The following is a 20503-nucleotide window of genomic DNA, read 5'->3' as shown; positions in this document are numbered from 1 at the left end:
GGTAATGGGTCCCGGCCCCCGTGCGCAATTGCGCACTCGGCCGGGACGACGATGGGGATAGTTCTCGCTCGATGTCTCATGCCGTCATTGCGAGGAGCGCAAGCGACGAAGCAATCCATCGCTCCGCACATGCGGGACCATGGATTGCTTCGCTTCGCTCGCAATGACGGTGTCTGACATTTGAGCAAAAATTCACGTTCTCGCGACATGAATTGTCCGGGCTTTGCATTTCGTCCCCCTCTTCTTTCTAGAGGGCGCAGGGAAAGCCGGGTGCCGATCGCACCCATGGGTGCTGAGTTGCCCGTCGTGTCGAGTTGTCGCACCCTGGGTAAAGAAGCGGAGCGCGTGCCTCGCTGCCGCGATGAACTGGCCGGTGTTCAGGCGCGACGTCGATTGTCACCGACATCGGCCGTGCTCGGCTCAGCACCGAAGGGCTGCCTCAACGAATTCCTGCACGGAGCGTGGCACTTCATCGTACTCCGCGATGCAGCGCCGGAGCTCGTCGGCAATATCCTTGGTGACATCGCGAGACCATCCTTCGGCGGTGTTGAAGGCCACAATGCGGACCGGGTGGCTGTACTGGTCGTCCATCAGACGCCGGATCAGGGTTTTGCGATCGGTGCCCTCTTCATCCGCTTCGCACCAGGCGCGGCCAAGTCTGCCGAAATCGTTCAGCACCAAGTAGGTATCATGGTCCGCTTGTGAAGGCGCGATCGAAGGCACGCGAGGCATATGTGAACTTCCCGCTGCGACGAATCCATGGAACCTTACTCCATTGTGAGCGCCCCTGCAGGCAATTCGCGGGAAATTTTGAGGTAAATCAGCCGGGTAAGAGGGGGCGGCCGGTATCGGCGATCCCGTTGAAGCAAAGCGCGCCGTCGCACGTTATCGTTTAGCAGCGCAGGACCCACGTAGGCGCCCGCGGCTGAGTGTGACCATTGAGCTCCTGCATCAGGGAGCAGTGCCATGTTAAGACGGCTTCGTTTCAGGAACACAACCTTGGAAGAAGTCCTGGCGGGCGACCCGCTGCGCCTTCGGAAGAGGTTCCGGGCGCGCCATCAGGCCTCGAAAGAGAGCCGATCGGCAAGGCTCGCCAAGACAGGGCGGCCCGTCAGCCAACGGATTGGTTGACCCTCCGGGATTAGGGCCTCCGAGATAGCCGGCGCACTGGAAGCGCGGCGCGTCATTATTGCCCATGCTCCTCAAGGCTCGGCTCTATCGCGCACCCGCCTCATCCAACGCCGCCAGCCGTTCAGCCTCCGCGATATCGTCCATTGTGTTGGCGTTGAAGAACGGGTCGAGCGGGGTGGTGGGCCAAGTGACGGTCGCCAGCGTGTAGCGCGCGGTCCAGCGGTCGATCTTCCTCACATCCTCGACGACCAGCGCGTGGCGCAGCTCGTCGCGCAAGGCCACGCTCCACAGCCCGATCACCGGATGCGACTGTCCGCCGGACGCGGCGACCGCGAGTTGCGCGTCCTGTTCGGTGAGGGCCCGATAAAGCCGCGCCACCAGGTCGCGCGGCAGGAACGGGCAGTCGGCGGCGGCGCTCAGCACCAGCGAGACCTCAGGCCGGTGCGCCGCCACCCAATCGAGCGCGGCGAGGATACCGGCGAGCGGGCCGGGGAAATCCGCCACCGTGTCCGCGATCACGGGCAAGCCGAACGCAGTGAAGCGCGCCGGATCGCCGTTGGCGTTGAGGACCAAGCCGTCGCATTGCGGCGTCAGCCGCGCGATCACACGCGCGAGGATGGTGCGGCCGCCGATCGTGCGCATCGGCTTATCGCCGCCGCCCATGCGTCGCGCCAGACCGCCGGCGAGCAGAACACCAGGAATATCAGTCGTCACGCGCTTCGCCCTTGCGCTTGTGCCGGGCCGATTCCTCCTCGACATAGTCGAGGTTCTGGTCGAACACGATGCGCTCCTGTCCTGATAGCGCGATGAAGCGTTTGCCGCGGGTGCGGCCGACCAGCGTCAGCCCGACTTGCCGCGCCAGCTCGACGCCCCAGGCGGTGAAGCCGGAGCGCGACACCAGGATCGGAATTCCCATCCGCACCGTCTTGATCACCATCTCCGAGGTCAGCCGTCCGGTGGTGTAGAGGATCTTGTCGCCGGGATCGACCTCGTGGCGATAGATCCAGCCGGCGATCTTGTCGACGGCATTGTGGCGGCCGACGTCCTCGGTGTAGCAGAGCGGCGTGCCTTCCTTGCACAGCACGCAGCCATGGATCGCGCCGGCCTCGAGATAGAGCGAGGGCATGGTGTTGATCGTCTGCGTCATCTGGTAGAGCCAGGAGGTGCGCAGCTCGGATTTCGGCAGCACGACGCTTTCGACCGCCTCCAGCAGGTCGCCGAATGCGGTGCCCTGCGCGCAGCCCGAGGTCTGCGTGCGCTTCTTCAGCTTCTGCTCGAAATTGGTGTGATGCTCGGTGCGGACGACCACGACCTGGAGATCGTCGTGATATTCGACCTCGGTGACGACGTCGTCGTATTTGAGCATGTTCTGGTTCAGAAGATAGCCGAGCGCCAGGTATTCCGGATAGTCGCCGATCGTCATCATGGTGACGATCTCCTGCGCGTTGAGGTACAGCGTCAGCGGCCGCTCCACCGGCACCTTGATCTCGACCGCGGCTCCGGTCTGGTCGGTGCCGGTGACGCGCTCGGTCAGGCGAGGATCGTCCGGATTGGGGACGATCAGGGGAACGGGCGCTTTCTCGATCTTCATCATGTCGGTCAGGCTAGCATGACAAGGGCTTGCAGCCGATATAAGCATGTGAGGAATTGAATGAAACCTCGACCAGGACCGTCATTGCGAGCCAACGGGTCGCGCGAACGCGCGCCCGATGACAGGCTCCGCGAAGCAATCCATCGATCCGCCCGCGGAGGCATGGATTGCTTCGTCGCTCCAGCGCAAAATTGCTTTGCAATCTTGTCGCGGGCTCCTCGCAATGACGGGGTTAGAGCCGGTTCCGTGATGGAGAGCGAAGCAAGATGAAAGTGATAGGCCTCGCGGGATGGAGCGGCGCCGGCAAGACCACCTTGCTGTCGCGGGTGATCCCGCATCTGCTCGGCCGCGGCTTGCGCGTCTCCGTGATCAAGCATGCCCATCACGAGTTCGACGTCGACGTGCCCGGCAAGGATTCCTGGGTGCACCGGCAGTCCGGCGCCACCGAGGTGCTGGTGTCCTCGACACGGCGCTGGGCCTTGATGCACGAGCTGCGCGGCGCGAGCGAGCCGCGGCTGCCGGAACTGCTCGCCAAGATGGCGCGGGTCGATCTGGTGGTGGTGGAGGGGTTCAAGCGCGAGGCGGTCAACAAGATCGAGGTGCATCGCGCGGCCAACGGCAAGCCGCTGCTGTTCCCCGACGATGCGAGCGTGGTCGGCATCGTCAGCGACGTCGTGGTTGAAACCACGTTGCCGATGGCCCATCTCGACGACATCGAGGAGGTCGCTGAATTGATGCTGCGGTCGGCGCTCCCGGTTGCCGACGTGCTGGCGATGGCTTCGGCCGGGAGCTGACGAGACTGAATGGCGCAACTGTCGGACGATTGTTTTGCCTTTGGCGGGCCGATGATGTCGGTGGACGAGGCGGTGCGCCTGATCGCTGCGCGCGTCAGCGCCGTCGCTGACGTCGAGACGGTGAGGCTTGCGGCAGCCGATGGCCGCGTGCTTGCCGGTGACATCGCCGCGCCCTTGCCTTTGCCGCCGTTCACCAACTCCGCGGTCGATGGTTATGCGGTGGCGAGCGGTGATCTGCCGCAGACCGACGCACGCGCCTTTGCATTGTCCGGCCGGGTGCAGGCCGGCGCGTCGGCGCAGGCTGCGCTGAAGCCGGGCGAGGCGATGCGCATCTTCACGGGAGCGCCGATGCCAGATGGCGCCGACACCGTGTTCATGCAGGAGGATGTGCGCCTCGAGCACGACAAGGTCGTCTTGCCGGCCGGACTGAAGCCCGGCGCCAATGTCCGCCCGGCGGGCGAGGACATTCCGCTCGGACACGTGGCATTGCCGGCCGGACAGCGGCTGCGGCCACAGGACGTGGCGCTCGCGGCGGCGCTCGGCCTGACCGAGCTCGCCGTCGTCAGGCGGCTGCGCGTTGCGGTGTTCTCCACCGGCGATGAACTGGTGTCGCCCGGCGAGCGTCGCGCGGCGCCGCAATTGTTCGATTCCAACCGCTTCATGCTGATGGCGATGCTGCGCCGACTCGGCTGTGACGTCAGCGATCTCGGAATCCTGCGCGACGAACGCACAGCACTTGCAGCGGCGCTGCGCAACGTCGCCGCCGCGCATGACCTGATCCTCACCACCGGGGGCGTCTCGACCGGCGAGGAGGATCACGTCAAGGCCGGTGTCGAGGCGGTCGGTAAGCTCGTGCTGTGGCGGATGGCGATCAAGCCGGGGCGGCCCGTCGCGATGGGCATTATCGAGGGCACGCCGTTGATCGGCCTGCCGGGAAACCCGGTGGCGAGCTTCGTCACCTTCGTCCACGTGGTGCGTCCGACCGCGCTGGCGCTGATGGGCGCGCGGCAGGAGCCGTTGATTGCGCTGCCGGTGCGCGCGGCCTTCACCTACAAGAAGAAGCTCGGGCGGCGCGAATATGTCCGCGTCAGTCTCCGCGAAACGCAGGATGGTGCGCGCGAGGCGATCAAGTTTCCGCGCGAAGGCGCCGGCCTGTTGTCATCACTTGTCGACACCGACGGACTGGTCGAGCTCGGCGAGCAGGTGGCGCGCGTCGAGCCGGGCCAGACGGTCGGCTTCCTGTCCTATGCAAACCTGATGTGAGCGTTGACGATGCACAGTCGCTTCGCCATGGTCGAGCCATGACCACGACAAAGCTCGATCTCACCGGCTTGAAATGTCCGCTGCCCGCATTGAAGACGCGCAAGGCGCTCAAGAGCGTGACACCCGGAGATTTCCTCGAAGTGCACTGCACCGACCCGCTTTCGGTGATCGACATTCCGAACCTCATCCGCGAAACCGGCGACAGGGTCGAGATCACCGAACGAAGCGACGTCCGCATCGTCTTCCTGATCGAGAAGACGAATGGAGCGATAGGCAAGTCGAATGCTGCATCGCCGCGTATCAGCTAGGCACGGCTTGATATCTACCTTTTGCCTATCGACACCTGTTCCGGCTTCTGCGCGAATTGATAATCTCCACTGGGGTGTGGAGACGGAGTCGTGCCTGGGAAGCGGCGTGAGGGTGGGCTAGGGCTGACCTCCCTCCAGATCGGCCGCACGACCGCGGGCATATCCGGCCGCATCGGGTGTTAGAATTCCAAAATGCGCGTGGTGGTCCCGGCGCATGCAAGGGAATTGTGCGGAACAACGACATCAAAGTTGCGCCGCGAACAGGGCGGAAGCGGGATCGAAGACGGCAGGCGCGCTGCCAACGGCGGCGGCTGCAGGGGAGGCACCAATGACGACGATGAGTAGCGCCGGAACTGTATCCGCAGCAGGCGCAGGTATCCTTGACAGAGAGCGGACGATTGCGACCGCCGGCTTCAATCGCTGGCTGGTGCCGCCGGCCGCGCTCTGCATTCATCTCTGCATCGGCATGGCTTACGGCTTCTCGGTGTTCTGGTTGCCGCTGTCACGGGCGATCGGGCTGAACGCCCCGAAGGACTGCCCCGACATTTCGCTGCTCGGGGAATTGTTCACGACCACGTGCGACTGGAAGGTCGCGAGCCTCGGCTGGATGTTCACATTGTTCTTCGTGCTGCTCGGCGTTTCTGCTGCGATCTGGGGCGGATGGCTGGAGCGCGCTGGGCCGCGCAAGGCGGGCGTGGTCGCTGCATTGTGCTGGGGCGGCGGACTGATCGTCGCCGCCTTCGGCATCTACATGCATCAGCTCTGGATCATGTGGCTCGGTGCCGGCGTGATCGGCGGCGTCGGTCTCGGCCTCGGCTACATCTCGCCGGTCTCGACGCTGATCAAGTGGTTTCCCGATCGTCGCGGCATGGCGACCGGCATGGCCATCATGGGATTCGGCGGCGGCGCCATGATCGGCGCGCCACTTGCGAACCTCCTGATCAACTACTTCAAGACACCGACCTCGGTCGGCGTCTGGGAGACGTTCGTCGCGATGGGCGTCATCTATTTCGTATTCATGGTGATCGGCGCCTTCGCCTATCGCGTGACCCCGCCGGGCTGGCAGCCGGACGGCTGGACGCCGCCGAGCGAGAAGAAGTCGATGATCTCGGAGCATCATGTGCATCTCGACAATGCGCACAAGACGCCGCAGTTCTGGCTGATCTGGTGGGTGCTCTGCTTGAACGTCTCGGCCGGCATCGGCGTGATCGGCATGGCCTCGCCGATGCTCCAGGAGATCTTCGCGGGCAAGCTGATCGGGCATCCGGAGCTGGCGTTCGGTCAGCTTTCGGTCGAGCAGAAGACCGCGATTGCCGGTATCGCTGCGGGCTTTGCCGGTCTGCTGTCGTTGTTCAACATCGGCGGCCGATTTTTCTGGGCCTCGCTGTCGGACTACATCGGCCGCAAGAACACCTATTACACGTTCTTCGTCCTCGGCATCGCGCTCTACGCGCTGGCGCCGACCTTTGCGGCGATCGGTTCGAAGCTGCTCTTCGTGCTCGGCTTCGGCATCATCCTGTCGATGTATGGCGGCGGCTTCTCCACCGTGCCGGCCTATCTCGCCGACATGTTCGGCACCCAGTTCGTCGGCGCCATCCACGGACGGCTGCTGACGGCGTGGTCGACGGCGGGCATCATCGGTCCGGTGGTGGTAAACTACATCCGCGAATTCCAGCTCAGGGCCGGCGTGCCGCGCGACCATCTCTACAACACGACGATGTACATCCTGTGCGCCATGCTGATCGCCGGCCTGATCTGCAACTACCTGATCAAGCCGGTCGATCCGAAATGGCATATGAGCGGGGAGGAGGTCGCCAAGTTGCAGGCGGCTAGCGCCAAGAGCGACGCGGCCGTGCAGCGTGGGTCGTTCGGCATCGGCAAGGGCGGCCTGGACGCCAAGGCGGCGCTGTTCTGGCTGTTCGTCGGCATTCCGCTGGCTTGGGGCGTCTGGAAGACGCTGGAGAGCGCTATCAAGATCCTCTGATTTCACGTCGCGCGATCCGCGGAACGGGCAGGCCCGTTCCGCGGCCTGTCTGATTTTTTCAGATCAACGAATAAACCAAAAAGGAATTCCGCAATGTTTCGCATCGGAACCTGTCTTGCCGCTGTGCTGCTTGTCTCAGGCACGCTGCACATGGCATCGGCGCAGACCGCGTCGCCGGCCGCGCCTGCGGCAACCTCGACCACGGCCAAGCCAACGAAGATCAAGCCGACGATGGAGAAGCTGAAGAGCATGAGGGCGCAGTGGAAGGCCAATAAGCCGAAGCTGAAGGCCTGCCGCAGGGAGGTAAAGGCCAAGGGGCTGACCGGCGATGACCGCTGGTTCTATATCGCCGATTGCATGGAGAAGACGTGAGAACTGGCGCCTCGCAAGCGTGTGGATCAGGGGGGCGTGACAGGCGGCTGCATGCCCCCTAATGCTGTTTGGAACGCTTCGAATTTAGTTGGCATCTGGCATGCCAAGGCGCTAGACTATTGATCTGACAGCGGTAACGAGACGCCTATGACGACGCATGACGTGCACCAGGTCCGCAGCTTCGAGCATCCCGGCGCGGGCCGGAAGCGCGCGAAATCCACCCCCAAGGGCCGCCAGGTCGACCCGGCCGCGGCCCACGAGATCGAGCAACTGCTTGGTGACCGGCCGCGGCAGCGCGACATGCTGATCGAGTTCCTGCATCTGATCCAGGACCGCTACCACCAGATCTCGGCGGCGCATCTGGCCGCGCTTGCCGACGAGATGAAGCTGTCATTCGCCGAGGTGTTCGAGACCGCGACATTCTACGCGCATTTCGACGTGGTGAAGGAAGGCGAGCCCGACATCGCGCCGCTGACCATCCGGGTCTGCGACTCGCTGACCTGCGCGATGCTCGGTGCCGAGAAGCTGTTGCAGGATCTGCAGAGCGCGGCCGGCCCGGGCATCCGCGTTGTGCGCGCGCCCTGCGTCGGCCGCTGCGACACCGCGCCCGCCGCCGAGGTCGGGCACAATTTCGTCGATCACGCCACGGTCGACAACGTGCTGGCGGCGGCGAAGGCCGAGGACACGCACGCCCATCTGCCCGCCTATGTCGATTATGACGCCTATGTCGCCGGTGGCGGCTACAGGCTGCTCAACCGATTGCGCTCCGGCGAGCTTGCGAAGGAAGACCTGCTGAAGGCGCTCGACGATGCCAGCCTGCGCGGGCTCGGCGGCGCCGGCTTTCCGACCGGCCGCAAGTGGCGCGCGGTGCTCGGGGAGCCCGGCCCTCGGCTGATGGCGGTCAACGGCGACGAGGGCGAGCCCGGCACCTTCAAGGACCGCGTCTATCTCGAAAGTGATCCGCACCGCTTCCTCGAGGGCATGCTGATCGGCGCGCATGTCGTCGAGGCGTCCGAGGTCTATATCTACATCCGCGACGAATATCCGGCCTGCCGCGAGATCCTGGCCCGCGAGATCGCCAAGCTGCCCGCCGGCGGGCCGAAGCTTCACATGCGCCGCGGCGCCGGCGCCTATATCTGCGGCGAGGAATCTTCGCTGCTCGAGAGCATCGAGGGCAAGCGAGGCCTGCCCAGGCACAAGCCGCCTTATCCGTTCCAGGTCGGCTTGTTCGGCCTGCCGACGCTGATCAACAATGTCGAGACGCTGTGGTGGGTGCGCGACATCGTCGAGAAGGGCGCCGGCTGGTGGAAGAGCCACGGCCGCCACGACCGGCTCGGCCTGCGCAGCTTCTCGGTCTCGGGGCGGGTGAAGAACCCCGGCATGAAGCTTGCGCCGGCCGGCATCACGGTGCGCGAGCTGATCGACCAATATTGCGGCGGCATGGCCGACGGCCACACCTTCCACGCCTATCTGCCGGGCGGCGCCTCCGGCGGCATCCTGCCGGCGTCGATGGACGACATCCCGCTCGATTTCGGCACGCTGGAGAAATACGGCTGCTTCATCGGCTCCGCCGCGATCGTGATCCTGTCGCAGCAGGACAGCGTCAAGCTCGCGGCGTTAAACCTGATGCGCTTCTTCGAGGACGAGAGCTGCGGCCAGTGCACGCCGTGCCGCGTCGGCACTCAGAAGGCCGCACAATTGATGGAACGGCCGGTATGGAACCGGGCGCTGCTCGATGAGCTGAGCCAGGCGATGCGCGATGCATCGATCTGCGGCCTCGGGCAGGCGGCCTCCAATCCGCTGACATCGGTGATTAAATACTTCCCCGACGAGTTCAAGGAAGCTGCCGAATGACCAAGATCACGTTCGAGCTCGACGGCAAGCAGGTCGAAGCCAGTCCCGGCGAAACCATCTGGCAGGTGGCAAAGCGTCAGGGCAGCGAGATTCCGCATCTGTGCTACTCGCCGGCGCCGGACTATCGGCCCGACGGCAATTGCCGCGCCTGCATGGTCGAGATCGAGGGCGAGCGCGTGCTGGCAGCGTCCTGCAAGCGCACGCCTTCCGTCGGCATGAAGGTCAAGACCGCCAGCGATCGCGCCGTCGCCGCGCAGAAGATGGTGATGGAGCTCCTGGTCGCGGACCAGCCGGCGCGCGAGACCTCGCACGATCCGGATTCGAAGTTCTGGCATTGGGCCGAGAAGACCGGCGTCACCGAGAGCCGCTTTCCGGCCGCGGAACGCTGGACGCCGGACGTCAGTCATCCGGCGATGCGCGTCAATCTCGATGCCTGCATCCAGTGCGGGCTGTGCGTGCGTGCCTGCCGCGAGGTGCAGGTCAACGACGTCATCGGCATGGCGTATCGCAATCACGACGCCAAGATCGTGTTCGACTTCGACGACCCGATGGGCGAATCGACCTGTGTCGCCTGCGGCGAATGCGTGCAGGCCTGTCCGACCGGCGCGCTGATGCCGTCGGTGATGCTCGACGACAAGCAGGAGCGCGTCACCTATCCGGACCGCAAGGTGGATTCGCTGTGCCCGTATTGCGGCGTCGGCTGCCAGGTCACCTACCAGGTCAAGGACGAGAAGGTGATCTATGCGGAGGGGCGCGACGGCCCGGCCAATCACAACCGGCTCTGCGTCAAGGGCCGTTTCGGCTTCGACTATATCCATCATCCGAATCGGCTGACCAAGCCGCTGGTGCGGCTGCCCAACGTCAAGAAGGATCCCAACGACCAGGTCGATCCCGCCAATCCCTACACCCACTTCCGCGAAGCTTCGTGGGAGGAGGCGCTGGATCTCGCGGCCAAGGGGCTGAAGAGGATCCGCGACGAGAAGGGCGTCAAGGCGCTCGCCGGCTTCGGCTCCGCCAAGGGCTCCAACGAGGAGGCCTATCTGTTCCAGAAGCTGGTGCGCACCGGCTTCGGCTCCAACAATGTCGATCATTGCACGCGGCTGTGCCACGCCTCGTCGGTGGCGGCGCTGATGGAGGGCCTCAATTCGGGCGCGGTGTCGGCGCCGTTCTCGGCGGCGATGGATGCCGAGGTGATCTGGGTGATCGGCGCCAACCCGACCGTGAACCATCCGGTGGCGGCGACCTTCATCAAGAACGCGGCCAAGAAGGGCGCCAAGCTGTACGTGATGGATCCGCGCCGGCAGACGCTGTCGCGTCACGCCACGGAGCATCTGCAATTCAAGCCGGGCAGCGACGTCGCGATGCTGAACGCGATGATCCACACCATCATCACCGAAGGCCTGACCGACGAGCAGTACATCGCCGGCTACACCGAAGGCTTCGATGAGCTGAAGGAGAAGATCAAGGACTTCCCGCCGGAGAAGATGGCGCCGATCTGCGGCATCCCGGCGGAGACCTTGCGCGAGGTGGCGCGGACCTACGCCAAGGCAAAGTCGTCGATCATCTTCTGGGGCATGGGCATCAGCCAGCATGTCCACGGCACCGACAATGCGCGCTGCCTGATCGCGCTTGCGCTGATCACCGGCCAGGTCGGCCGTCCCGGCACCGGGCTGCATCCGCTGCGCGGCCAGAACAACGTGCAGGGCGCTTCCGACGCCGGCCTGATCCCGATGTTCCTGCCGGACTACCAGCCGGTCGGCCGCACCGATCTGCGCGCGCCGTTCGAGCAGCTCTGGCAGCAGCAGCTTGATCCCGTGCGCGGCCTGACCGTGGTCGAGATCATGAACGCGATCCATGCCGGCGAGATCCACGGCATGTATGTCGAGGGCGAAAACCCCGCGATGTCGGATCCCGATCTGCAGCATGCCCGCGAGGCATTGGCGAAACTCGATCATCTCGTGGTGCAGGATCTGTTTGTCACCGAGACCGCATTCTATGCCGATGTGATCCTGCCGGCGTCGGCGTTCGCCGAGAAGTCCGGCACCTTCACCAACACCGACCGCCGCGTGCAGCTCGCGCGCGAGGTGATCCGGCCGCCGGGCGACGCGCGGCAGGATCTCTGGATCATCCAGGAGATCGCCAAGCGCATGGGCCTGCCGTGGAATTACAGCGGCCCCGCCGACGTATTCGCCGAAATGACCGAGGTGATGCCGTCGCTCAACAACATCACCTGGGAACGCCTGGTGCGCGAGGGCGCGGTGACCTATCCGGTCGACGATCCACATCAGCCAGGCAACGAGATCATCTTCACCACGGGCTTCCCGACCGAGAGCGGGCGCGGCAAGATCGTGCCGGCGCACGTGATCCCGCCGGATGAATTGCCCGATGACGAGTATCCGATGGTGCTGTCGACGGGGCGGGTGCTCGAGCACTGGCACACCGGGTCGATGACGCGCCGCGCCTCCGTGCTCGACCAGATCGAGCCCGAGGCTGTGGCCTTCATGTCGCCGAAGGACATGCGCCGGCTCGAGCTCTGGCCGGGTGATTTCATCCGCCTGCAGACCCGCCGCGGCGCGGTCGAGGTCAAGGTGCGCTCCGATCGCGACGTACCGGAGAACATGGTGTTCATGCCGTTCTGCTACGCCGAGGCGGCGGCCAATCTCTTGACCAATCCGGCGCTCGATCCGTTCGGCAAGATTCCGGAATTCAAATTCTGCGCGGTGCGCGCTGAAAAGGCCGAGTTTCGCTCGGCGGCGGAGTAACCCGCCGCCGCCAGGCGTCGCTATCAGTCTAAAGGCCCAGGGCGCAACCGTCGCCACGCAGATCGTGTGCGCCTTTGATCAAGCCGTCGTCATGGATCACGATGGCTCCGGCCTGGCCGGCCAGCGGGCTCAGTGCGGGAATGGCCGCGATGCAGTGACCACGCTTGGCCAGATCATCGACCGTCGCGTCGTTCACGCTGGCCTCGAGCTTGAGGCTGTCGCGTTGGTCCGAGAATGTCTTGCCAAGCAGGAAACGCGGGCGTGACAGCGCCTCGCACGGATCGAGGCGATAGTCCAAGAGACGGGTGAGCAGCACCGCCAGGGTTTGCGGCTGTCCGTCGGCTCCTTGGGTGCCGCACAGGACATATGGCGCGTCCCCCTTCAGCACCATGCTCGGATTGAGCGTATAGAATGGGCGTTTCCCGCCGCGAACCACGTTCGGGTTGCGTGGATCGAGGCTGAAGGCGGCACCCCGGTTCTGCCAGAGTATGCCGGTATCCCCGACAACGATCCCGCTGCCCCAGTCGTAATAGGTGCTTTGCAGTACGCTGACGCTATGCCCAAACCGGTCGGTGACCGCGAAGTAGACGGTGTCGCCGGTCTTGAACGGATGCGGCCAGTTCATCGCGCGGTCCAGCTTGATCGATTGGGCCTTGCGCCCGAGATGGTCCGGAGCCAGCCACTGGTCGAGAGGTTGTGGGACAAAATTCGGGTCCGCAATGCGCGTGCGGTCCAGAAAGGCTTGCTTCACCGCTTCCACGCAGAGGTGGTAGTAGTCCGCGCTGCCTTCAGGAATCTTGCTTAGGTCGAATTCGCGCAGGATTCCCATGATCCCGAGGGTCGAAATGCCCTGCGTTGGCGGCGGCGGGGCGAGCAAAGTGAGCCCCCGGTAGTCGAGGCTGACCGGCTGCTCGAGCGTGGACCGGGTGTTGCGAAGATCGATCGCGGTCACCGGGGAGCCGACCGCTTCCAGCCCTTTCGCAATCCTTGTGGCAAGTTCTCCTTCGTAAAATTCTCGTGCCCCGTGTCGAGCAATCGCCTTGAGGCTGCGCGCCAGATTCGGCTGAGCGAAGGTTTCGCCCTCCCTGGGCCGACGCCCATTCGGCATGAACGTGGCCCGGAAGTTCGGCCAACCGTCCACCTCGGTCTTGCGGTAATCCAGCCAGTACAGTTGCGAGGCGGTGATCGGAAAGCCGTTTTCGGCGTAGCCGATCGCCGCATCCAGCAGCGACGAGAAGCTGAGTTGCCCACCCCAATGTGCCCTCGAATAGGCGTGGGCCTTCTCCCAGCTATCGACGGCGCCTGCCGAGACGATCGTGGAGCCCGAACCGCGGAAGGGAATTGCATCCTGGAAGTTCGGCAGATGTTCCACGGCCTGGCCGAGCCCCATGAGGACATCCCTGCGACCGCTGCGGTCGGCGACGATCCAGATGGCATCGCCGCCGATCCCGCAGAAGTGCGGGCAGGTGACCGTGATTACGGCTCCGACGGCGATCGCCGCCTCGATAGCGTTACCGCCGTCACGCAGCACCTTGAGACCTGCTTCACTGGCCTGCGCGTGCGGGCTTGTCACCATGCCATCGGTCGACTGGGCCTGTGTCCGCGACCCAAGTACCGCCTCGGCCGCACGATCAGATCGGCCGGCGACGATGCCGCCCGACCTTTCATCGACATGGAAATTCATCGTGTCCTTTCAGTTCATCTGCAAACAGGAGACCGGCACTGTTGGGATCATGACGCGATTGCGCGTAATCGCATCATGATTTCATCGGGCATGATCTCCGCGCAGCGGCTTCGCGTTTATCGCGAGGGAGGACCAGCTTCAACTGTGCGCGAAAGCGGCTGCGGGTTCGGATCATGCCCTAGGAGGCGATCTCAGGCAGGCGCCGATCTGCTGTCTCGGCATGCGGGTGGTGAGCTCCGAGGTGCGCCGTGAGCCAAGCATAGATCGGTCCCAGCAGGTTCATCAAGAGCGAGGCCGCCAGCGCGGCGAGCGGATCGCCGGGCACCGGTCCAAATCCGCCGAACACGGTTGCGAAGTACGATGCAAACCCGAAGAACATTCCCGGCACGAAGCTGAGGGCAGGAATACGTCCCAGCAACATCATCGTGCCGTTGAACACGAACAAGATGGCGCACTCGGCGAGGATCTGGGCATTCCCCGTCAAGTGCTGCGCAGAGAACTTGAAGCAAACGACGATGATGTAGGCGAAGATGCCCCCGATGATCATGGTGGGCCAGAACTTCTTCAATAGGCCGATGGAGGGTCCGCCAGCCGCGAATGTTCCCGCCCATGTGATGAAGATCGCCCACGGCGGGAAATGGAAAGAGGTCATGCTGATGAAGATCGTTGTGACGGCCAGAAGTGATGCGACAACTTCCGCAGGCAGCTTTGTCATGGGGTTTCCTCGCTTGATGCTTTTGGTTGTTCTTCGGCTTTCGCTACGGCCCGCTCATCGCGGATGGGCATGGCCGCATTCTCTGCAGATTCGGCTCTCGTGCCGGGTGATCACCGTCACGCGCCCGCGCTTGAGGACCCACGAGCGTGGCGGAATGTCCAGCAGCACGTCCGCGAAAGCGAACGTATCGAGAATGACGATGTCCGCCGGCTTGCCCACCGCCAGGCCGTACTGATCAGACAGCCCTACCGCACGCGCCGCGTTCGAGGTGCCCATCTTGAGAACCTCGAGCTGATTCTCGGGAGTACCAAACTGGATCAGGTGAGCCAGCAGATTGCCGATCTGAAGCGGGTCGGCCTTGCCGAACGGCGTGAAGGCGTTGCGGATATTGTTGGATGAATAGGCGACGTTGACGCCCGCTGCATGCAACGCCCGCACCGGGGTCAGACCGCGACGTGGCCGGGCATCGTCCTTGCGGCCGCCGAGATAGGTGTCCGTAGCGGGCAGCGTAACAACGGTGATGTCCGCTTCCTTCAGCAGGTCGATCACCGGCTTCGCATGTTCCGGCGTCAGCGCACCCAAGCTCGTCATGTGACCCAAGGCGACCCGGCCTCGGTAATCCGTATCGATGGTCTTTCGCGCGATGTATTCCGCCGCAGCGAAACGCTTGTCGTCGGTATCGTCGGCAAAGTCGGCATGCATGTCGATGTCGAGATCGTGCTTCAAGGCCAAATCGAACACCTTGTCGATGTGTGCGCACGTATCGTTCCAGCTCAGTTCGTTGTAGGGGCAGCCGCCGACGACGTCGGCGCCCATCGCCACTGCCTGCTCCATGAGTTCGACGACGCCGGCCGTCTTCAGCAGGCCCTCCTGCGGAAAGGCCACGATCTGCAGATCCAGCAGATCCTTGTACTCCTCCTTCAGCTCCAGGGCGGTCTCGACGCCAATGAGTCCCTGGATCGGGTCGACGTCCGGATGGGCACGAACGAACACCGTTCCGTTGCGGACCGCCATGTCCAGGACCTTGCGCGATCGCTCCAGCACGTCACTGCGCTCTTGCTTCGCCTTCAGGATTCCGGTGACCCGGATGGCTTCTTCCAAGGTCCCGGAGCGGGCGGGCAGTCGGCGATGAACGAACGCCTTTTCGAGATGCAGGTGCGGTTCGATGAAGCCAGGGAGGGCCACGCGGCCCTGCGCGTCGATCTCCTCTTCACCCGCCCTGTCGAGATTTTCCTCAATCGCCGCAATTCGTCCGCCGCGAATTCCGATATCCATGAGGGGCTGTTCGTCGCTAAGCCGAACCTGGCGAACGACCATCTCCATTGAAGTTTCCTCCTTGGCTTCGTCGGAGCCTTGGTTTTTGTTTCTCCGACACGCGTCGAACGAATTTAGGAAAAGGATTCCGAGCGGCGCGTTGTAAAGCTAAAGCAGAAAGCGTCGGCGGATAATCAGTGAGTTCCTAAGAGCGACTAGGAATAATCCTAGAGCAGGATCAGTGTGGGTCGAATCGACTCGCGGCGGCTCCGGTCCACCTCTCCCCGCCGGGGGCAGGGCTATCGTATATGCCGTCTCGGGCGGCTGCGCGTAATCGGCCTCGTGGTTCGAGACGCGCCGCAAGCGGCACTCGTCACCATGAGGGTCTACTATTGTGCCGCAAAACAACACCTCATGCTGAGGAGCCGCCAAAAGCGGGCGCCTCGAAGCATGGGCCCACAGGGCGAGCCGGCACGACGGAATGCAGGGCAGGGTCACTCGACGAGTTGATTTCGGAGCGCGTAGTGGACCAGGTCGACCACCGTTGCAGCCCCCATCTTTTCCATGAGGTTCGCCTTGTGGGTGCTCACGGTCTTGATGCTGAGGTCGAGCCTGCGGGCAATGTCGGTGATCTTGCGCCCGAGAACCAGCATATCGAAGACTTCGCGCTCGCGCTTCGTCAATCGGATATGCGGGAATGCTGCGGCCGGCGGATGCCGCGTGGCGTCTCGCGTCGCTGCGCTGACAAACATTTCGTCCCGCGCCGCGGTCCGGATAGCCTGGATCAGTTGAAGACTGGCGCTGTTCTTGGTGACGTATCCGACGGCGCCCGCCTTCAGCGACTCGATGACGTACTGATGCTCCTCATGCATGCTGAGGACGACGATACGAATCTCGCGATGTTTTGCTTTGAGGAGCTGAAGAAGCGGAATCCCGCTGATTCCAGGCATGGAAAGGTCCAGCAGCACGATCTCGCAAGGTGTGGTTTCCAGCAGCCCAAGCAGTTCGTCGCCGCTTCGCGCCTCGCCGACAATGTCCATATCTGCCTGGTCCGCGAGGATCTGCTTCAAGCCCTCGCGGAAGATGGTGTGATCGTCGGTGATGATGAGACGCGTCATCGTCGAGTTCTAACCTTGGGCGTGTCGAGCGGAATGCGAACCGAGACGCGCGTTCCGCCGTGTGCAGCACCTGATACGTCGATCGATCCTCCGAGCGAGAAGGCGCGCTCGCGCATGCCCACGAGGCCCAGCCCGTCTCGCGGCAATATCACGTTGTCGATGCCGCAACCATCATCGACGATCTCGAGCCGGAACTCGTTTGCGGCGTGCCGTGCGCTGATGTCAACCTGCCTGGCGTGCCCATGGCGCAGCGCGTTCGTAAGCGACTCCTGAACGATGCGGAACACGCCCGTGCTCACATCCTTGCTGTAGGCGATGTCTTCCCGATCAAAGGATAGGGACACGTCGAGTCCGCTCATCTCGGCAGAGTTTTGGGTCAACCATTTGATCGCGGAGACGAGGCCGAGTTCGTCCAGCATGATCGGCCTCAGGTCAGCGGCGATGCGTCGAAGGTTCGTCACCGAATGATCCGCAACCGAAACGAGACGATCGATGTGGAGGCCCAGAACGTCCGGCGGTGAGGACAGGTGGTCCCGGATCCAGGTTAACTGGATTTTCATCGCCGTCAGTGTTTGTCCCAGCTCGTCGTGCAGCTCGCGTGAGATTCTTGCGCGCTCCTCCTCCCGAACTGACTGAAGATACGATGAGAGCTCGCGTAACTGCGACCTGGAACGAAGAAGCTCGTCTTCTGCCGCCCTTCGTTCGGTGATGTCGCGAGATATGCCCACGGTTCCGACAATGCGCCCCGCTTCATTGCGAATGGGTGCTTTGATGGTCTCGAACCAACGCGGTTCGCCATTGTTGTCGGGGCGGGATTCCTCGTAGCGCCGACGTCTGCCGCTTTTCAGAACGGCGCGATCGGTGCGCAGATAGATATTGGCGATCTCAGGCGCCCAAATTGCGGACGGGGTATTTCCGATCACCTCGTGTTCGGGTCGGCCGATGACCTTCAGGTAGGCCGAGTTGACAGCAAGATAGCGCGACTTGCGATCCTTCAGCCATGCCATGTCCGGGATATTGTCGAGCAACGCTCTTTGGCGATCTTGCTGTCCATCGTCGGTCATCGCCGAAGACTATCAACTTCGCGGTACCTGCATAGTGGAAAATCGCCGGCCGATGCATGGGTGAGGTGTGCAATTCTTCGCAAATGCGAAACGGATGGAGAGATGGTCAATCTCCATCTCGCCTTCCCGGCCTCGCAATCGAACACGGAGACGGATCATATCCCCACGCGCGCGACCGTCGGTTGCTTCACTGCCCAGGCGACCGTCACTCCGCTGCCGCGGGCGTCGTTTTGGCGGTCTCCAATGCGGCGGCGATCGCGTCGTCGACGCGCTCGAGCCAGATGAATTCCAGCTTGGCGCGCGCCCCGGCCGGGATATCGTCGAAGTCGCGCTTGTTGCGCGCCGGCAGCATCACACGGGTCAGGCCGGCCGCGGCGGCGGCGACCACCTTCTCCTTGATGCCGCCGACCGGAAGCACGAGCCCGCGCAGCGAGATCTCGCCGGTCATCGCGGTGTCGCTGCGGACTGTGCGCTCCGTGAGCAGCGAGGTGAGGGCGGTGAACATCGCAACGCCCGCGCTGGGGCCGTCCTTCGGGGTCGCGCCCGCCGGCACGTGAACGTGGATGTCGCTTTTCTCGAAGACGCCGGCATCGATCCCGAGTTGGGAGGCCCGGCTCTTCACCAGAGTGAGCGCGGCCTGCACGCTCTCACGCATCACTTCGCCGAGCTGGCCGGTGAGGATCAGTGAGCCTCGGCCTGGCGTGCGCGACGCCTCGATGAACAGGATGTCGCCGCCGACCGGGGTCCAGGCGAGCCCGGTCGCCACGCCCGGAATGCTGGTGCGCATCGCGATCTCGTTCTCGAACCGCGGCTGGCCGAGCAGCGGCACGATGTCCTTCGGCGCGATGGTGACATGGGTCGCGCTGCCTTCCGCGATCTGCACCGCGACGTTGCGCAGCACCTTGCCGATCTCGCGCTCCAGATTGCGCACGCCGGCCTCGCGGGTGTAGCTGCGGATCACCAGCCTGAGCGCGTCGGGCTCGATCTCGGCCTGTTCGGCCTTCAGCCCGTTGGCCTCGAGCTGGCGGCGGACCAGATAGCGTTTCGCGATCTCGAGCTTCTCATCCTCGGTATATCCCGCAAGGCTAATGATCTCCATGCGGTCGAGCAGCGGCCCCGGGACGCCGTCGAGCATGTTGGCGGTCGCGATGAACACCACGCGCGAGAGGTCGAACGGCACGCCGAGATAATTGTCGCGGAACGTCGAGTTCTGCTCGGGGTCGAGCACTTCGAGCATCGCGGCCGATGGATCGCCCTGGATGCCGCGACCCATCTTGTCGATCTCGTCGAGCATCATCACGCAATTGCGTGCGCCGGCCTTCTTGATCGCCTGGATGATGTTGCCGGGCAGCGCGCCGATATAGGTGCGGCGGTGGCCGCGGATCTCGGCCTCGTCATGCACGCCGCCGAGGCTGACGCGGACGAACGGCCGCGCCATCGCGCGTGCGATCGACTGTCCAAGCGAGGTCTTGCCGACGCCGGGAGGTCCGACGAAGCAGAGGATCGGGGCCTTGCCGCTGGGCGCCAGCTTGCGCACGGCCAGATATTCGATGATGCGGCTCTTGATCTTCTCCAGACCATAGTGGTCAGCATCGAGGATGCGCCGCGCTTCGGCAATGTCGATCGGCTTCTCGTCCGGAAGGCTCCAGGGCAGATCGATCAGCCAGTCGAGGTAGCTACGGACCATGCCGGATTCGGCCGCGGCCTCCGGCATCCGTTCGTAGCGGCGCAGCTCCTTCTGCGCCTGGCTTTCGGCCTCCGGCGGCATCTTGGCCGCGGCGATCGCCTTGGTCAGCTCCGCCACTTCGGCGGCCTTGCCGTCGCCTTCGCCGAGCTGGCGCTGGATGGTCGCCATCTGCTCGCGCAGGATCGCCTCGCGCTGCCGCTCGTCGAAGGCGGCCTTGGTCTTCTGCCCGATCTCCTGGCTGAGCCGCAGCACCTCGATGCGCTCGCCGAGCTGACGGGACACCTTGTCCATGCGGGTCGCGAGATCGATGGTCTCGAGGATGTCCTGCTTCTCCTGCGGCTTGATGTCCATGTAGGAGGTTGCAAGATCGGCCAGCGTTGCCGGCGAGTTCGTGCCCTGCAGCGCAGCGATCAACTCCGGCGGCACCTGCGGCAACAGTTGTGCGGCCTCGAGCGCTTGGCGCTGCAGATTGAGAAAGCGCGCCTCGATCTCGGGGGATGTCGTCGTGGGCTCCGGAATCTGAAGCACGCGCGCGGCCAAGAACGGCGTTCCCGGAAGGTAGTCCAGCACGCGCATGCGCTGCACGCCCTGGCAGACCAGATGGTGCGTCTCGTCGGGGCCGGTGATGTAGCGCACGATATTGGCGACGGTGCCGATCCGGTACAGGTCGTCGGGGCCGGGGTCATCCACTTCGGCATCACGCTGCAGCAGGATGCCGATCTGTCGCTGTTCGCGCACCGCCTGCTGGGCCGCCGCAATCGATTTCGCCCGCCCGATCGTGATCGGGACAATGACGTTCGGATACAGCACGGTGTTGCGCGCCGGGACGATGATCAAGGCATCGCCCGGGATCGGCGTCGTACGTTCGGACGACGAAACCGGTGTTGAGTTCGATGTGTCGGTAGCAGCCATGCCGAACTCC

General features: G+C 64.0%; 16 protein-coding genes. 8 read left to right on the top strand and 8 right to left on the bottom strand.

The window, feature by feature from the left end; translation table 11 throughout:
- Nucleotides 1-270: 270 nt before the first annotated feature.
- Nucleotides 271-705: a hypothetical protein gene (locus tag P6U30_RS30045; protein ID WP_407166406.1), complete on the top strand. Its 435-nt coding sequence runs from the start codon at nt 271-273 to the stop codon at nt 703-705.
- Nucleotides 706-1215: 510 nt separating this feature from the next.
- On the opposite strand, the gene mobA is transcribed toward P6U30_RS30045, so the two are convergent.
- Both mobA and P6U30_RS30035 read right to left on the bottom strand, forming a co-directional pair.
- Nucleotides 1216-1890: a molybdenum cofactor guanylyltransferase MobA gene (mobA, locus tag P6U30_RS30040; RefSeq protein WP_407166405.1), complete on the bottom strand. Its 675-nt coding sequence runs from the start codon at nt 1888-1890 to the stop codon at nt 1216-1218.
- Entirely contained in the window at nt 1835-2725 is an 891-nt protein-coding gene (locus tag P6U30_RS30035) for a formate dehydrogenase accessory sulfurtransferase FdhD (RefSeq protein ID WP_407166404.1), read from the bottom strand. Before P6U30_RS30035 ends, mobA begins: the two co-directional genes overlap by 56 nt.
- A 263-nt stretch (nt 2726-2988) precedes the next feature.
- On the opposite strand from P6U30_RS30035, the gene mobB reads away from it, so the two are divergent.
- From mobB to fdhF, 7 genes are all read left to right on the top strand, one after another.
- Nucleotides 2989-3516: a molybdopterin-guanine dinucleotide biosynthesis protein B gene (gene mobB, locus P6U30_RS30030; RefSeq protein WP_407166403.1), complete on the top strand. Its 528-nt coding sequence runs from the start codon at nt 2989-2991 to the stop codon at nt 3514-3516.
- A 9-nt stretch (nt 3517-3525) separates the two neighbouring features.
- Nucleotides 3526-4779, top strand: coding sequence for a gephyrin-like molybdotransferase Glp (gene glp / locus P6U30_RS30025; RefSeq protein ID WP_407166402.1), 1254 nt, complete (start codon nt 3526-3528; stop codon nt 4777-4779).
- Nucleotides 4780-4817: 38 nt separating this feature from the next.
- Nucleotides 4818-5087: a sulfurtransferase TusA family protein gene (locus P6U30_RS30020; RefSeq protein ID WP_407166401.1), complete on the top strand. Its 270-nt coding sequence runs from the start codon at nt 4818-4820 to the stop codon at nt 5085-5087.
- A gap of 328 nt (nt 5088-5415) precedes the next feature.
- A complete protein-coding gene (locus P6U30_RS30015; RefSeq protein WP_407166400.1) occupies nt 5416-7071 on the top strand; it encodes an OFA family MFS transporter in 1656 nt (551 codons plus the stop codon).
- Between the two features lie 93 nt (nt 7072-7164).
- A complete protein-coding gene (locus tag P6U30_RS30010) occupies nt 7165-7443 on the top strand; it encodes a hypothetical protein (RefSeq protein ID WP_407166399.1) in 279 nt (92 codons plus the stop codon).
- A 147-nt stretch (nt 7444-7590) separates the two neighbouring features.
- Nucleotides 7591-9297 carry an NADH-ubiquinone oxidoreductase-F iron-sulfur binding region domain-containing protein gene (locus tag P6U30_RS30005; protein ID WP_407166398.1) on the top strand — a complete coding sequence of 569 codons (1707 nt, stop codon included), beginning with the start codon at nt 7591-7593 and terminating at the stop codon, nt 9295-9297.
- Nucleotides 9294-12059 carry a formate dehydrogenase subunit alpha gene (gene fdhF / locus P6U30_RS30000; RefSeq protein ID WP_407166397.1) on the top strand — a complete coding sequence of 922 codons (2766 nt, stop codon included), beginning with the start codon at nt 9294-9296 and terminating at the stop codon, nt 12057-12059. Before P6U30_RS30005 ends, fdhF begins: the two co-directional genes overlap by 4 nt.
- A 28-nt stretch (nt 12060-12087) precedes the next feature.
- Here the strand turns inward: fdhF and P6U30_RS29995 are convergent, their stop codons facing one another.
- The 6 genes from P6U30_RS29995 to lon all read right to left on the bottom strand — a co-directional run bounded on the left by P6U30_RS29995 (nt 12088) and on the right by lon (nt 20493).
- On the bottom strand, nt 12088-13635 hold the full coding sequence (locus tag P6U30_RS29995; RefSeq protein ID WP_407170569.1) for a gamma-glutamyltransferase family protein: 1548 nt from the start codon (nt 13633-13635) through the stop codon (nt 12088-12090).
- A gap of 286 nt (nt 13636-13921) precedes the next feature.
- Nucleotides 13922-14458, bottom strand: coding sequence for a DUF1097 domain-containing protein (locus P6U30_RS29990; RefSeq protein WP_407166396.1), 537 nt, complete (start codon nt 14456-14458; stop codon nt 13922-13924).
- A gap of 54 nt (nt 14459-14512) precedes the next feature.
- Nucleotides 14513-15781, bottom strand: coding sequence for an amidohydrolase family protein (locus P6U30_RS29985; protein WP_407166395.1), 1269 nt, complete (start codon nt 15779-15781; stop codon nt 14513-14515).
- A 425-nt stretch (nt 15782-16206) separates the two neighbouring features.
- Nucleotides 16207-16830 carry a response regulator gene (locus P6U30_RS29980; RefSeq protein ID WP_407166394.1) on the bottom strand — a complete coding sequence of 208 codons (624 nt, stop codon included), beginning with the start codon at nt 16828-16830 and terminating at the stop codon, nt 16207-16209.
- Nucleotides 16827-17894: a PAS domain-containing protein gene (locus P6U30_RS29975; RefSeq protein WP_407166393.1), complete on the bottom strand. Its 1068-nt coding sequence runs from the start codon at nt 17892-17894 to the stop codon at nt 16827-16829. The genes P6U30_RS29980 and P6U30_RS29975 overlap by 4 nt, the downstream gene beginning before the upstream one ends.
- A 205-nt stretch (nt 17895-18099) precedes the next feature.
- Nucleotides 18100-20493 carry an endopeptidase La gene (lon, locus tag P6U30_RS29970; protein ID WP_407166392.1) on the bottom strand — a complete coding sequence of 798 codons (2394 nt, stop codon included), beginning with the start codon at nt 20491-20493 and terminating at the stop codon, nt 18100-18102.
- Between the last annotated feature and the right edge of the window lie 10 nt (nt 20494-20503).

Source organism: Bradyrhizobium sp. ORS 111 (assembly GCF_045571485.1).
GTDB lineage: Bacteria > Pseudomonadota > Alphaproteobacteria > Rhizobiales > Xanthobacteraceae > Bradyrhizobium.
Note: the sequence above shows the minus strand (reverse complement) of the source record. Positions and strands in the feature narration are given on the sequence as shown.